Source organism: uncultured Ligilactobacillus sp., from assembly GCF_948826705.1.
Classification (GTDB): domain Bacteria; phylum Bacillota; class Bacilli; order Lactobacillales; family Lactobacillaceae; genus Ligilactobacillus.
In genome coordinates this window covers 1-14,756 of the sequence record NZ_CAQLEL010000138.1, presented here as the reverse complement: position 1 = coordinate 14,756, position 14,756 = coordinate 1, and the positions used below count along the sequence as shown (strand labels likewise).

17 protein-coding genes and 1 pseudogene are annotated in these 14,756 nt (G+C 38.9%); 1 reads left to right on the top strand and 17 read right to left on the bottom strand.

What is annotated here, in order from left to right; genetic code table 11:
- Positions 1–13 precede the first annotated feature (13 nt).
- From Q9Q35_RS10205 to Q9Q35_RS10150, 12 genes are all read right to left on the bottom strand, one after another.
- Positions 14–1,114 (bottom strand): PTS fructose transporter subunit IIC, encoded by a 1,101-nt coding sequence (locus Q9Q35_RS10205; protein ID WP_304653268.1) that lies wholly within the window; start codon positions 1,112–1,114, stop codon positions 14–16.
- Between the two features lie 4 nt (positions 1,115–1,118).
- Complete coding sequence (locus Q9Q35_RS10200; protein WP_304653267.1) at positions 1,119–1,430, bottom strand: PTS fructose transporter subunit IIB; 312 nt, start codon at positions 1,428–1,430, stop codon at positions 1,119–1,121.
- A 15-nt stretch (positions 1,431–1,445) separates the two neighbouring features.
- Positions 1,446–2,324, bottom strand: a complete 879-nt coding sequence (locus Q9Q35_RS10195) for a ketose-bisphosphate aldolase (protein WP_304653266.1) — start codon at positions 2,322–2,324, stop codon at positions 1,446–1,448.
- Positions 2,325–2,344: 20 nt separating this feature from the next.
- A complete protein-coding gene (locus Q9Q35_RS10190) occupies positions 2,345–2,806 on the bottom strand; it encodes a PTS sugar transporter subunit IIA (protein ID WP_304653265.1) in 462 nt (153 codons plus the stop codon).
- Positions 2,807–2,825: 19 nt separating this feature from the next.
- Positions 2,826–3,260 (bottom strand): PTS sugar transporter subunit IIA, encoded by a 435-nt coding sequence (locus tag Q9Q35_RS10185; protein ID WP_304653264.1) that lies wholly within the window; start codon positions 3,258–3,260, stop codon positions 2,826–2,828.
- On the bottom strand, positions 3,250–4,701 hold the full coding sequence (locus Q9Q35_RS10180; protein WP_304653263.1) for a PRD domain-containing protein: 1,452 nt from the start codon (positions 4,699–4,701) through the stop codon (positions 3,250–3,252). Before Q9Q35_RS10180 ends, Q9Q35_RS10185 begins: the two co-directional genes overlap by 11 nt.
- Before the next feature lie 226 nt (positions 4,702–4,927).
- The gene (locus Q9Q35_RS10175; RefSeq protein WP_304653262.1) at positions 4,928–5,233 is read right to left on the bottom strand and encodes a bacteriocin immunity protein; all 306 of its coding nucleotides are present in this window, start codon (positions 5,231–5,233) and stop codon (positions 4,928–4,930) included.
- A 127-nt stretch (positions 5,234–5,360) separates the two neighbouring features.
- Positions 5,361–6,074: a class II aldolase/adducin family protein gene (locus Q9Q35_RS10170; RefSeq protein WP_304653261.1), complete on the bottom strand. Its 714-nt coding sequence runs from the start codon at positions 6,072–6,074 to the stop codon at positions 5,361–5,363.
- Complete coding sequence (locus tag Q9Q35_RS10165; RefSeq protein ID WP_304653260.1) at positions 6,071–6,298, bottom strand: hypothetical protein; 228 nt, start codon at positions 6,296–6,298, stop codon at positions 6,071–6,073. The genes Q9Q35_RS10170 and Q9Q35_RS10165 overlap by 4 nt, the downstream gene beginning before the upstream one ends.
- On the bottom strand, positions 6,299–7,828 hold the full coding sequence (locus tag Q9Q35_RS10160) for a PTS galactitol transporter subunit IIC (RefSeq protein ID WP_304653259.1): 1,530 nt from the start codon (positions 7,826–7,828) through the stop codon (positions 6,299–6,301). It lies immediately after the preceding gene.
- A 14-nt stretch (positions 7,829–7,842) separates the two neighbouring features.
- On the bottom strand, positions 7,843–8,154 hold the full coding sequence (locus tag Q9Q35_RS10155; RefSeq protein ID WP_304653258.1) for a PTS galactitol transporter subunit IIB: 312 nt from the start codon (positions 8,152–8,154) through the stop codon (positions 7,843–7,845).
- 15 nt (positions 8,155–8,169) lie between these two features.
- Positions 8,170–8,625 carry a PTS sugar transporter subunit IIA gene (locus Q9Q35_RS10150; protein ID WP_304653290.1) on the bottom strand — a complete coding sequence of 152 codons (456 nt, stop codon included), beginning with the start codon at positions 8,623–8,625 and terminating at the stop codon, positions 8,170–8,172.
- A 177-nt stretch (positions 8,626–8,802) separates the two neighbouring features.
- On the opposite strand from Q9Q35_RS10150, the gene Q9Q35_RS10145 reads away from it, so the two are divergent.
- Positions 8,803–9,564: a DeoR/GlpR family DNA-binding transcription regulator gene (locus Q9Q35_RS10145; protein WP_304653257.1), complete on the top strand. Its 762-nt coding sequence runs from the start codon at positions 8,803–8,805 to the stop codon at positions 9,562–9,564.
- Positions 9,565–9,817: 253 nt separating this feature from the next.
- Here Q9Q35_RS10145 and Q9Q35_RS10140 read toward each other — a convergent pair whose 3' ends face one another.
- From Q9Q35_RS10140 to Q9Q35_RS10120, 5 genes and pseudogenes are all read right to left on the bottom strand, one after another.
- A complete protein-coding gene (locus Q9Q35_RS10140) occupies positions 9,818–9,982 on the bottom strand; it encodes a hypothetical protein (protein WP_304653256.1) in 165 nt (54 codons plus the stop codon).
- Positions 9,983–10,600: 618 nt separating this feature from the next.
- The gene (locus tag Q9Q35_RS10135) at positions 10,601–11,605 is read right to left on the bottom strand and encodes an Abi family protein (RefSeq protein WP_304653255.1); all 1,005 of its coding nucleotides are present in this window, start codon (positions 11,603–11,605) and stop codon (positions 10,601–10,603) included.
- Between the two features lie 294 nt (positions 11,606–11,899).
- A pseudogene (locus Q9Q35_RS10130) lies at positions 11,900–12,195 on the bottom strand (Fic family protein); the annotation flags it as partial.
- Between the two features lie 160 nt (positions 12,196–12,355).
- A complete protein-coding gene (locus Q9Q35_RS10125) occupies positions 12,356–13,735 on the bottom strand; it encodes an FAD-dependent oxidoreductase (RefSeq protein WP_304653254.1) in 1,380 nt (459 codons plus the stop codon).
- Between the two features lie 763 nt (positions 13,736–14,498).
- Positions 14,499–14,756, bottom strand: a 258-nt coding sequence (locus tag Q9Q35_RS10120) for a GntR family transcriptional regulator (RefSeq protein ID WP_304653253.1), incomplete at its 5' end; no start/stop codon positions are given.

Sequence of the window (14,756 nt, the reverse complement as noted above, 5' to 3'; positions counted from 1 at the left end):
GTGCTCCCTCCTATCAACTGATCTTAAGTTCGCTAAAGTTGATATCTTCTTCCTCATCTTCAATTGTGACAGTTTCGGCTGGATCAACAGCTTTCATAAGGGTGATGAAGGTAATTGCCTGTGCGAATGAACCGATCAATAAAGCTAAGATAAAGAGCAAACCATGGTTACCAGTCATTGTTGGAACAGCAAACATCCCAGAAGCCGGAATATGTGAATCACAGCCCCAATACATTGAAAGAGCACCAAAGACTGCACCACCTACACCAGTTGCGATCATGTTTTTCATCCAATTCTTGAAGATGATCGGAAAACAGCCTTCTGTTATCTGACAAAATCCCATTGGAATAGCTGCTTTGAGTGTCTCGATATCTTGCTTATCAAAAACATTCTTTTTGACGACTTTTTGTAAGAGATATGCGATCCCATAGCCAAATGGTGTGATCATCGAAGCACCGATCAAAACTGTAAGTGGTGGATAGATCCCCTCGGAAAACATCGCAAACACAACGGCAAAGACAGTCTTGTTGATCGGACCACCATAGTCGATACTCGATAAAACTCCAATGATGAGTCCGTATAAGATCAACTGTGAGCTGTTTAGACTTTGCAAGTAATCGGTGAGCAAGCCTACGAGCCAATTTATCGGCTCACCTAAGACATAATACATGACCATACCACTGATAAAGCTGGAAATAAATGGAACTATTAGAGTTGGCATCAATCCTTCCATCCATTTAGGAACTTTAAGACTTGAGTACAATAAAGACGTTACTATCCCTGCGATAAAACCTGCTGCGATCCCGCCAATAAAACCTGTATTGATCCCGTGAGCGACAAAACCAACGATCAACCCTGGTGCGATCCCCGGCTTATCTGCGATCGAGTATGCAATTGCAGTTGAAACGATCATCGGTAAGAAACCTAGGCCATAGCCCCCCATCGTTGTCATCGTATCGGCAAAGCTAAAACCCTTAGCAAAATCTGTGATCGCTGTGCCTCCCATGATGTTTCCGATCGCTAATAGAAAACCAGATGCACAAATGATCGGTAGGAAAAACGAGATCGCCGTCATCAAATGCTTTTTAAAGCCAAGTTTCTTTAGATATTCCACGATATCACCCCTTTTCTAACTCCTCTAACTTCTCGATCAATTTATTCGGTGATTTTACAACAATGCTGGTCGGAACTTCAACGACTTTCTTGTCAGCAAAACGCTCACGTCCATTTACCTTGATATCAGCAGCAATGATGACGATATCAGCTTGGGCGATCTGTTCTTTTGACAAGACCTCTTGGCGCCCAGCCAGTCCTTGAGTCTCGATATGTGCTTCATGGCCCCTGCTTTGCGCCGCTTGGATCAACTTTTCTTTTGCAATATACGTATGCGCGATCCCTGCGGTACAGGCTGCGATCCCGACGATCTTCATGACATTTCCCTCCCTTTAAAATTGAAAATATAAATGTGCTTTGTTCTCTGCTTTAAATAATTTATTCTTAGCATGTACTACTTTTTCTGTTTCTGACATTGGTGCTGGGAATAAAACATTTGGCTCTCGTTTTTCGTTATTGCCATCATTTAGCTCTTCACGTAATTTATCAGCAAATACGATCTTGATATCACTTGAGATATTGACCTTGCTGATCCCATGTTCAACAGCTTGAGTAACTTCTTCATCTGGATTACCCGAACCACCATGTAAAACTAGTGGGATATCGACTGCTTCAGTGAGTTCATCTAAAATGTCGATCCGCAATTTTGGCTTGATGTGCTTAGGATAAAGCCCATGTGAAGTTCCGATCCCAACAGCCAAGCTATCGCAACCTGTGCGCAAAACAAAGTCTTTAGCAACTGCAGGATCAGTGTAAACACCTTCTTCTACTCCACCCTCAACGTTATTACCAGTATTTCCGATCGTACCTAACTCAGCCTCGACTGATACCCCGACTGCATGAGCTGCCTCAACAACTTTTTGTGTAATAGCTACGTTTTCCTCGTAAGGCGCCAGTGATTTGTCGATCATGACCGAGGTAAAGCCTAACTGGATCGCATGGATGACTTGTTCATAACTTCCCCCATGATCTAAATGGATCGCTACTGGAACTTTTGTTTTATGCGCTTCCGCTAAACACTGTGCAATAAAGCTATCAGTCAAAAAGCTCAACTCATCTGGATGGATCGCGATGATAAATGGTGTATTTGTTGCTTCACATGCCTTTACCGTTGCGTTTAACAATTGACCTGAGCCACAGTTATACGCTGGGATCGCAAATTTGTGCTCTTTAGCGAGTGTGAGTAATTCTTTTCCTGACACTAATACCATGTTATTTTCCTCTTTTCTATTTATGAATTCGTCAGTAGATCATACAAATTATCTTTATTGTCAACTTGGATCAAATTTTGGATAAAGTCATCATGAGCTAACAAGATAGCTATCCTCTGTAATAAAAGGATATGTGTCATATCAGCATCCTCTTCTTTGACAGCAAACATGATAACAACTTTGACTGGCTTTTCATCCAGTGTTTCCCATGTGATCGTTTCCTCCAAGATGGCGATCGCGATCGCAGTTTGTTTAACAGCGATCGACTTTCCATGTGGGATCGCTACACCTTGCCCAATACCCGTGATACCTGCTGTTTCTCTTAAATAAACATCATCTACAAAAGAATTGATATCGCTTACAAAATCATTTTCATAAAGTAAGGTTGCTAACTCCTGTATCACCTCAGCCTTATTCTTAGAAGTTGAGCGAATGACCATCAATTCTTTGCGAATAACTTCCTTCAGTAACTTTTCACCCATTGTTTCACCATCTTTCCAACTAAGTCAATTTTTCCTCTATAACTTTACTTGGCGCATCGATGAGCGTAGCGACAAATTCGCTATCGGCTAATTTTTGCATCACTTTTACCAGCTGGGCGATCCCTTCAGTTTGTTCATCGTATTCTTTGGGGATGATCAAACAAAGTAAAAGTCTCACCTTTGAGCCATCTAAACAATTCCAATCGTGGATCTCATTAGCTAAAGTTACGATACACAGCTGGACTTTATTATCTTCATGGATAAAATGTGGCAGTGCTAAGCCCTTTTCTAAAGCCGTATCGCTGATCATTTCTCTAGCCATCATTTCTTCAAAGATCTCCTGCGCTCGTATTTGTTGCAAGTTCTCAGCTAATTTATCAGCTAGTTTCTTTAAAACTTCGACTTTTGAAGTGCACTGTGTGATACGAATATGGATAAAGAATTCATTTTTCATTGACTACTTCCCCCACCGCATTATTCAAAGAAACGATATCTCTAGAAGTTAAAATTGCACTGACCAAAACGACCGGTATGTCTATCACTTCTTCCAACGGGATCGTCGAGATCAACAGATCGATCTTTTTTGGACTATTGGCAAGCGTTTGCGAAATATTTGTATTAGCACTCATTCCAATAATGTTTATCGTGGGTAGTGTTTGCTTGATCTTGACTGCTAATAGTTTAGAAGTCCCTAGACCAGTCGTACAGATCACGTAAGCATTTACCTTTTTTATCCCTAATTCCAAATATTTAGCAAAATACAAAGCGATAAAACCAGATTCATCTTGTGATATCTCGGGCAAATTGTACTTGTCCACTATCTTTTGTGAGGCATCTAATATAGCTTCATAGATCTCTTTATACTCCATAGAGATCTCTTCCAATAAAGCATTGGTCAAGAGAATATTTTTTTCCAAACGCTCTAACATATACTGGATATGTGAACTTAACTCAGCTAAATTAGTGACTTCAAAGAGCACTTTTAGCTTTTGTGAGACCAAACTGATGTAATCTTTAGCGATCTGTTCAGCTAGTTCATGGACGATCACATCACTAGTTTCGCTGAGCCTAGCTGAGCTGAGATAATCAAATAGATAATATATCTCGCTACTACTGATCTTCATTCCCAAATATTGCTCGATATTTAGGAATATTTGTTTACAGACACTGTATATCTCTAGTTGATCTAATATTTTTTCTTGTTTTAGTTCTTTTGATTTGGCTGTAAGTGTAACTGTCTTGTATTTCTTAGCTCTACTCAGCAAAACATATATATGCGATAAAAAGCTAACATTATATGGATACTGGAGTGTTCCTCCTAGAGCAGCACTAGCAAATTCTAGTTGCTTGATCGCAAATTTGAGATCCAAGTGATCAATGTCTTTAGCCTGACTTTCAATAGCTCCGATGTCAGTTGCTTTATCTAGATTTAAGATGATCTCCATGATCGCAGCACGCACATTCTTTTCAGAACCCGCGATCGCTAGACTACGCGCATGTCGCTTTAGCGCTAAGCCATACCTTGCTAACTTTTTACCGATCAGTTGCTGATCTTTTTTGATGACAGACTCACTGACAAAAAATTTATCATAGATCTGATCAAGTCTTTTAGCTTTTGGCGCGCTCAAAAGTAATTCACGGATCACAGCCAAGCAGCGGTCTTCTTCTTCATCGATCGGCGAAGTATTACGCAAATATACGCCGTAATTTATTTTGTAGCCTACACCCCTTTCAGAAATAATTATCGGCTGATCGTAACGTTGATTGATCGTAGCGATCCAACGAATGACTGTCACTTTAGAGATGTCAAATCGTTTAGCCAACTGTTCAGATGTCACATAGTCTGTACTGTGCAGCAAAAAATTCAACAATTCCTTCATTTTTTCTTTTTTCATAAGTGGCACCCTCTTTACAATTCTTATTGTACCGAAACTTATGCCTTACGTTAGCTTCAAAATTGATAGTTGCAACTAGCAATTAATGAAACCCCTTTCTCTTAAAGCAAATATAACATGTTTTATATACTCCTAACAATCGTTTCCCAAGCGATCCAAATAACCCAGTCTACTACTTATTTTCTACAACAAAAAAGAGATGGTAAGCACAAGTCTTCCACCTCTTTTAAAATATTATCCCATACGCTGATAGCCCATAGGCCCAGTTAAGTTCCCGTTGCCCATAAGTCACGATCTTTTTGTAAAATTCACTAACATTTGGTGTCATCCCAACATGTTTAGAGACATTTTTGAGCGCTATCTGCCTTAGATCATACGATAAGTTCATTAATGCTCGACTAAAATTTGTTCCTGAACCTACACTATTTTTAAAACTTATAAATACTTTTCGTTCATCATCAGTTATACTGCTATCTACAATGAAATTATAAACTACAGTCATGATCTCATCTTCATTTATAATTTTCTCCATCTATCAAATCACTCCTTTTTTAGGGTATTATATGCAAGAGACCGTCTGTTGTCCAATAATTTTAACTCCATACAAAAAGGGGGCCAGAAACCTCCGTCCCCTAAAGCTACCGGTATTCGTAGTTATTCTATCCCTCCACAACCACTCCTTTAGACCGGTACCCCTGCAACAGTCCCAGCCCCTGGAATACTGCTTCCTTATATGCGATCTCGGCATTCCATTCGACTGTTTCCAAAATACAGGTAGCATGATGCAAGTCATCAGTGGTGATCAGTACCCCATGGCTATCCAGCAAGAAGATGTTATTAGCAGCTTTATCCCCTAAGGCTAGCAAGTGTTCATACACCATATCTGCCAGCTCTTTAGAACAAGCTGGGCGATACGGCAGACATTTGATCTCACCTAAAGCTAGATCGTTACTCGTTGCCTCGGTCACATTAGGCATGTCACGCCCGATCGTGGCCCAAAACATTGATTTAGGAGCGTGCGAATGATAGACGACCTCGATATTCTTATTTGCTTGATAGGCCTCTTGGTGCATATTCACTTCACGAGTCAGGCGCCCTGAACCATCGATCTGTTGCCCCGTTTCCAAGTCCACTACTAAGATCTGGCTCGCTTCGAGTTCGCCAAACCAAGCTTCTGACATAAAGGTTGGTGTCATTATCATATAGTCATGTCCTTTTTTGATCTTAACATGTCCATATTCGACATCCTGATGGGCGGTTATTTTCTGGGAAATATTTCCCCCAGCTACGTTCGTCATTTTCCGCTCAAACATCTTTCGTGCGACCCGTGCCATATCACGCCGTTCTGCTTCAAATAAAAATGTCTCTGTCATCGCAGTTTCCTCCTGTCATCAAATGCTTTTTGCAAACGTGCTCGCTTAGCTTCACGTTTCTTGTTATATTCTGCAAATAATATGTCATCACCCATGAAATACGTTACGGTCGCCAGGCTTCCAGCCGCTAGTAACAACCACAGATCCTGCTTGATCAGACTAGCCAAAAATAAACCTACCGCTAATAATAAACATAGTGACCAAGATCCCTTTGACGATAACATCTATCTCACCTTCTTTTTCTGACTAAGATCCATCCCATCCAAGGCATTTAAATCAATATTTTTATAATCGTTGACCTTCTTTTTACCACCAATATGCATCCCATCTAAAGCGTTCAGATCGATGTCTTGATAGTTTGCACTTGTCTTTGGTGTAGCAGTATTAGTTGGGGTAACATTAGCTAGAGTCGCATAGCGTTTACTTGGCAAAGCGATCTTTTGTTGGTCTTTGTACAACCAAATAAACAGCGCTGTCCAAATAACTGTAGCTACTACTGCCCACCATTGTCCCGCAAATGCTTGTCCAAAGAACAAACGAAAATCGGAGCCTTCGATCGTTGACCAAGATAGTTGTTGTCCAGCTGGAACTTTAAAACTTCCGGTCTGAACTGCTAATTTAGTGATCATTGGTGCAAAGTACGTCCCGCCATATAAGAAGATCGGAGTTGAGATGATTCCTAAAACGATCATGCGCAAAAGATTTGCCCCCGTCAAAAGCAAGGCCGCTACTGCAAAGGAAAGATTGATGATCCCCGCAAATGGTAGGATATTATTATTTGGTAAGATGATCGCAAAGAGTAATTCAACTGGCACTAAAACGATAACGGTCACCCAAAATTCACTGCGTCCGGCTAAGATCGGCCAATCTAAACCAATGTAGACTTGACGATCTTTGAAATGTTTTTTCATAAAATTACCCATAGCATCTGCGATCGGGTTCAAAGCCTCCATGAATAATTTAGAGATCATTGGAAACAGCGTCATCGCAGTTGCAGCTTGGATAGCTAGCATCAATGATCTTGAGAGTCCATATCCAGCACCAAACCCTAACAAGATCCCGATGATAAAGCCCATAACTTTATTTTCCCCAAAGATCCCGATCTTTTTTTGGATCGCTTCTGAGTCAAATGGCTTATTGAAGAGCGGAATATGATCCAATAATTTATTTACCGGGTTAAGGATAACGGCAAATAACGTAATGAAATGCGGGACCGTTACCCCTTCCATCCCCGTCATGTCTTCAATGTGGCGTTGCCAAACATCACCGATCTTGAGTTCAAAAATGATCTGGATAGAAGCGACAATAAAGCCTAAAAACATATTATTGGTAAAGTAGTACACGATAACATAAGTAAAGATCTTGTTCCAAACGTTCCACATATCAACATTGAGCGTCTTAGTCCAGTTGAATGTCAACATCACAAAATTGATCGCTAATAACAACGGGAAAAAGAGAAAAGCTACTTTATATGACCACGTGATCGCTGCCACACCGGTCCAACCGGCATCAACTGCATTTAGGGTCACCCCCAGCGCTTTAGACATCGCCTTCCCAGCTGGTGCAATGATCTCTTGCATATAGTTAACAACTAGATTCATCCCCGAAAAGGCCACGCCCAAGGTGATCGCTGCAATAAATGATCTCTTAAACGACAGACCTGCAACTAGCGCAATGATCAACATGATAAGTGGCACAAACACAGGTCCACCTAAATTCAAGACAAAATTGACGATCTCTTTTAAGACTTCCATTTAGCACACCTCTTTCAACTTGCCATTTGTTGCAAAGCCCAAATGATCTTTCTAAATGAATCTTCAGCATTATTACCTGTCAAAATATTGACCCCATTGACATCAACGATCCCGTGGCTATCACAAATATCTTGGATCTCTTGCGTTGGTTTAGCGATCCAAACGTAAACATCATATTTTGGTAACACACTTGCCAACCCTTTAAAATCAGTTGCTTCGACTTCGACTCCACTGATATTGTGGTCATCTAAGAAATCCTTGATCGACCCAACAACTGTTTCTGAAGTTGCAACACCACTACCACATGCTACGACGATTTTTGCCATTTTAGATCCCTCCCATTATTTATCAAATTCACGTTGTAAAAATTCAAACATTTCATTTTTTGCACTGATATTAGTCAAACCTGCTACAAATTCTTGATCTTGTAGCAACTTCATGAACTTTTGGAGTAAGATCACTTGATTTTTGGAATCGGTGATCCCCAAAAAGAAAAAGTATTGAGCTTGCATTGGTTCATTTGATCCCATCTGCAATACGTCTAATAATTTTTCATTTTTGACCATACAGATAAAGGCCTGATCCACATGTTTAGGATCAGTATGGGGCAAAGCTACTGGTAAGTATTTGGTCACTAATCCAGTCGGAAATTCCTGCTCACGTTTTTCTAGAGCCCCAGCGTAACTTTCCTTAACATACCCTAATTTCTGCAGGCGCTTGCCTACTTGTTCAAATAATTGGGCTTCACTTTCAGCAGCAAGATCTAAAAAAAATAAGTTCTGGATGCAACATCGCACGATAATCAACTGGCATAAGCTTCTACCTCCTTGATAAACCGCTTTCATTTATTTACAATTTAATTATAATACTTAAACAATTCAAAAAATAAATGTTATTAAATATATGACAAACATTCAAAAAAGCTTTATCATATTGTTCAAAAGTTCAGAATTTATTCAAAGAGGTAAGTAACGATGAAAAAACAGCAACGGCGACTCGAAAAATTATTATCAGTCCTTGAAGAAAACCAGCATATCCATATCAAGCGGTTAGAGGAGTTGATGGAGACATCAACTTCAACGCTTCGCCGTGATCTGATCGAATTGGAAAAATCCGGTATGGTTCGGCGTACATTTGGCTTTGTGACGCTCTTGAAGAAAAATAACATTGAATTTACCACGACTTACCGTGAAGCACAAAATGCTGATGAAAAAAATAAGGTCAGTTATTTTGCTTCAAAACTGATCAGCAATAATGATGCCATCTTTATCGATACTTCAACAACTTGCCAATACATTCTTGAACATTTGAACGACCAAACCAATATCAAGATCATCACCAATAACCTTGCGATCGCAGAAAAAGGACGCCTCCGTTCCAATCTACACATCTTCTTGGCTGGAGGCGCCCTTAAGCCTTATTCAAATTCATTTTTAGGTGATGATACTATCAAGTATCTTACTAATTTTCATGCTCGCATGGCCTTTTTCTCCTGCAACTCGATCAGTGAAAAAGGCGTCTTCATGGCTGATATGGAACAGACTCGTTGCAAACAATATATGCTCAAAAATGCTGAGCTAGCAGTTCTTTTAGTTGATCACACAAAGTTTCGGCAAGATACTGATTTCATCAAGATGGTCTCGATCCACAAACTGGATATCATCATTACCGATCAAAAGCCTGATACCACGTTCTTGAAACTGTGCAAGAATAGCGATGTTCGGGTGGTGTACTGAAACGGCAGTTAATATATTTTTCCAAATTAAAATTATAATTCACATAGCCTTAGAGCCACATGCGATTCCTTTTTTTCAAAATTAAATTTGCCCCTGTGGATAACTATTTTTTACTGCTGTCATTTGCTCAAAAAGGACAGCTATGTTCCCGTAATCCAAAAAAACTCCACGCACGGTTCCAAGAATAGGTTCCAATGTGGAGGGATCGATCTTTTTCATTTATACTCTAACACTTTAGCTAACAGATAATCAATCATTTTTGATCAAAAATCTGTTTCCAATCAGACTGTTTGTACTTAACACGAGAAGCTTGTTGCTCTTTTAACATCCGATCAATATTTATCAGTAATGTCTCACTGTCCAAATTATCAAAGAACTCTCTTACACTTGCTTCATCAACTTTAAAATTCACTGTCATGGTGATCCATCACTTCCTTAACATAAAACATGCATTCAGCTTAATCTTAATAGAAATACTTTTTGTCCGGTAACCTTTTGCTGGTATGACGGGATTTATCGTCTTTCGTCCGCCTTTTCGTCCGGTAGCTTTTCCACGTTATACTAGGATTTTCCAACTTTCATCCGCTTTTTCGTCCGGTAATCTTTTGCTCCTATTCAACATTGGGGGCATTAATTTAATGTGTTATCTGTTGCCAAATAATATTTAGTTGCTCTGCCTCTTCCCTCAGACAGTAGTATCCCCTTCTTTTTCATAGTGGCAATAATCTCTGAAGTATAACTTTTTTGCAAATTCAAAGCAGCTTGGATTTCTTTTCTACTGGCTAATTTTCCACCACTAAAATAGTTAACTATTGCAAGCATATTATATGATAGGCTTATAATTCATACCAATTAAAATTAGATAGCTCAAAGTAAAATTTTACTCTCCCTAGTACAGTGTGATTTAGGGATATTTTTTGCTTTTATGAACCTTTAGTAAACCTTGGACAAAACATAACTTTACTTCTCCTGTTAGTTAGGAAAATCTATGAATTACCTGCCGATGCTCCTACACCAACAAAAGAAGAGATCCAAGCTACTCCTTAAAAATCAGTTCTCTTTCTTTGCTAAAACATTCATATATTGCCTTTTTATCCCTAAATCCATATACTTCGGGCGTGTTAGTTTCATCTAATAAATGATTCAATGCATTTATTAAATTACCAAAGCGATACCGAATGTTGATGCTACTCATCAGTTTAACAACTATACAAATAACAATGGCAAGTCTATTCGTATAGTTTGCACTGTCTTCTTTCTCACTTTTTAAATACAAAACATCTTCAAAATCTTTTGGCAATTTAGGCTGAGTAACTAACTTGATATCAACTAAGTTGCCGTTATGACAACAAATATTTCGCACCAAATTTATACATTCTAACCAACTGATCAACTCATCAACACTACATTCAAATTTTTCGGCAATGGCTCTTCTATTTCTATTTGACATTAACTTAACAATATAAATTGAATCACCTAATGTTAATTCATTCATCATTAACCAAACTGGCATGTAAACCTGATCGTCATCATTTTTATCAAATGCTTTAACATCTCTTGAACTTGATCTTCTCGCCTTTCCCTGTATTTTTCCTAAAAATTTATTTTGTTCCTTAGCAATATAATATTTGTTAACTTTTTTATTTTGAATATATTTGTTCTTACCTTCTTTTTGACACCAATTTCTAAATTCCAAATATCCAAAAGGCCCATATTTATCGCCCAACAAATATGCAATTCGTGTATTTAACGTTGCTTCTATATCCTCGATTGCATGCTCTACTGCATTTCTTAAGTGTTTATCTCGATAATAATGGGCAACAATTTTTGCAAAATCTACATTATTGTACCTACCGTCGACAAAATATGGATAAGCATAATCTTTCAACTGGTAATATCCCAAAGTGCTAATAGTTTGTATATTCTTTAAATACACCGGTAAAGTTTCATCTAATTCATTAAAGCTGTAATCAAACTTCATCCCTCTATTATGGAACAACTCTAGCTGTTCTTTATAACTCAATTGCTCATATTTTTTCATCTTAATTTCTCCCCAAATAAAAAACCCCCACGTACGGTCTCTGAGCATAAGCTACAAATTCCAATGTGGAGGGATTGATCTCTTTTCATCTACACTCTATCACTTTTTGTGAAATATTGTCAATCATTTATTATGCTATGTGTGAATTTTTTGTTACTCACGTCATCAAACTAAAATTTCACCGCCACAGCGATCCATCCCTTCATCACCACAAGCCTTATTCTAGCTAAAATAAACTAACTTACAAGTTGAGTTTTTTATATTGATTTTTAACCACACAAAGGCCCCAGCAGCTAATAATTCATAGTACTGCTTTTGATGTTTATAAACCAAAGTCTCTATTGGGATCCATTCAAAGACTGGTTGCCATTTTGCTAAAAGTAAATTTTGCCATGATCTGCCCATCCGCCCATTACCATCAAGAAAAGGATGGATCATCTCTAATTCAAAATGAACGACACAACTCTTGATCGAAGCTGGTATATCTGTTTTTTTGCCCATTTAAATAATTCATCGACTAAACCATAAACAAATTGTGGCCTTGCACCGATATGGACCACAGTTCCATTGCCATCATACACACCTACATCGCGATCTCGACTGTCAAATTTAGCATCTTATCGGTTATCGAAAATAGTGGTCTCATCAACTACACATCCTTTATCTACCACTTTGGCATTCATTTTACCCAAACAAAATAGCCCCACACCAATAACATTTCAGTGTAGGACTATGGCAGATCACTATTTCCTATTCGACAAACGTTTCTTCACCTAAAGCTTTTTGTGCTGCTAGATTGAGCAAGCTCCATTGGCGATCAAAGCCTGGTTGGAAGAAGAAATCTGCTTTAGCTAGATCTTCTAGGGTCATTTTTTGTTGGATCGCTAAGGCCAAAACATTACCTTGGGCTGTCACGTCATAAGTCGATAACACCGCACCACCTAAGATCTGATGGGTCATTTTATCAAAGAAGAGCTGTACAAAAACTTTAGGATTGCCGTTTTTAGCTGGAACATATTTCGGGCGTAAAGTGTCCTCATAGTAAGCAGAACTAAGCGTGATGCCAGCTTTTTTGGCTGTAAAACTGTTCAGACCACTTGTTGCAAAATGATGATCAAAGACGCTCAAAGCCGAAGAACCTACCACACCGCCAAATGGTTCACTTGGAATATCTTCAAACAAATGCTCCACAACATAGCGGGCTTCTCGTCTTGCAACAGTTGCTAAAGCGATCGGTAATTTAGTTTTAGCTGGGATCGAATAAGCTAAAGTCGCATCACCAACAGCATAAACATCAGGTAAGTTAGTACGCAAATATTCATCCGTGACGATCCAACCGTGTTCATCTAGGTCAACTATTCCCTTGAGCCAAGCTGTATTTGCGTAAACACCGGCTGCTTGGATCACCAAGTCAACTGGATATTCAGCTTGCTCCGTCTTCACAGCTTCGACTTTCGTATCACCGACAAAGGCTTCGACCTTAGCACCAGTCACGACTTTGACGCCTTTTTCTTCTAGATGCTCGGTCAAAATATCGGTCATTTCTTTATCCAAGTATGTGCCTAAAGGACGTTTTAGCGCATCTAACAAGACAACTTCTTTACCAGCTTTGTTAAAAGCTTCAGCTGCTTCGATCCCGATATAACCAGCACCGATAACGGCGACCTTTTTTACGCTTTCATCTTCTAACTTAGCTTTGATCTTTTGTGCCCAATCATAACCGCGCATCAAAAAGACATTCTCTAAGTCATTTCCAGGAACTGGTAAAGCTTTAGGTTTGACACCTGAACTCAAGATCAGCTTATCATAAGCATATTCTTTAGTTTCATTTTTTTGTTTATCCGTTACCGTTACTGTTTTAGTATCCGCATTGATCGTTTTCACCTCATGGTTATTCAAAATATGGACATTTGGCTGAGGGAAGTTTTCTGGTCTAAAATTACGTACATCGTTGACATCTGTAACTTGATCTTCTAAATATAATTCCATTCCACACGACATAAACGAGACAAAATCACCAGCTTCAAACAGTGTGATATCTACATTTTGTCCATAACGTGACAATAATTCTAAGATCGATTGATGTCCCCCATGTGAGGCACCAACAATAACTACTTTACTTTTTTCCATCAAAAATTCCTCCTCACGATCAATTCTAGCAAGTATATTTATATTGTACGAAACATTTCATTGAGATATCAATTATAATGCTCAACTTCATCTTAACACTTCTAGCTATATTAGGTATCTGAGACGTCTTTGATATTTTAAAGCTAATTTTGCGAACGCTAGTGTAACACCATCGGTATCATTATCATTTATTTGGTATGCTGCACTTTTTTGACAGCTTTGCTCAAAGAAAGTCCCTTGATCTCTTGGTGTCCGATATAAGGTTCCCATCAAAGATGAGATCTGCTTCATACCAAGTATAGATACACACTGGATGAGTACGCCCTAGTAAAGCCGTTGGGACACAAAAAAGTTTTACAGTTGTCATCTAATAAGGTATTACCTGATCAAACTTTTTTGGCAGTCTTTGCATCGTGCTCATCTTATCTGAATCAAAAAACTCCTAAAAAGTGAAGCTAAGTATGAAAATACAATAGTTTCCAAGATCATCTGCTATATAAAACGTGAACAAACGTAATCAAATGATTACATTTGAGAAAGACATATAGCTTTTCCTTTCCTAATTTTATTTTCTAGCAACTACGTTTTTCATATCTCCTCCATTTCCGGTGGCAAAGCCCCCTGCTCTTCCTTTTCAAATCAATAGTAATCAATGTTTCCTGTTTTCCTATGTATCAATTATTCTCCGGTATCAATTACTCTCCTGTATTAATTGTTCTCCGGTATCAATTACTCTCCTGCGTCAATTGTTCTCCTGCAGCAATTATTCTCCGGTGTAAATCAGTTCCAGCATAGCCTGCAGTTCCTTCAGGCTCAGAGAACAGCCTACGGAAAGCTCTACAATTTCCTGCATATGCTCCTCGATTCTACGCAGCTGCTCCTCCCGGACAAAGTCCAGATTCTTCCTGGCAACAAAACTTCCTTTTCCCGGAACGGTCGAAATAAACCCATCCCGCTCCAGCTCTTCATAAGCCCTCTTCGTCGTAATCACACTGATACGCAGTTCCTTTGCCAGAAAACG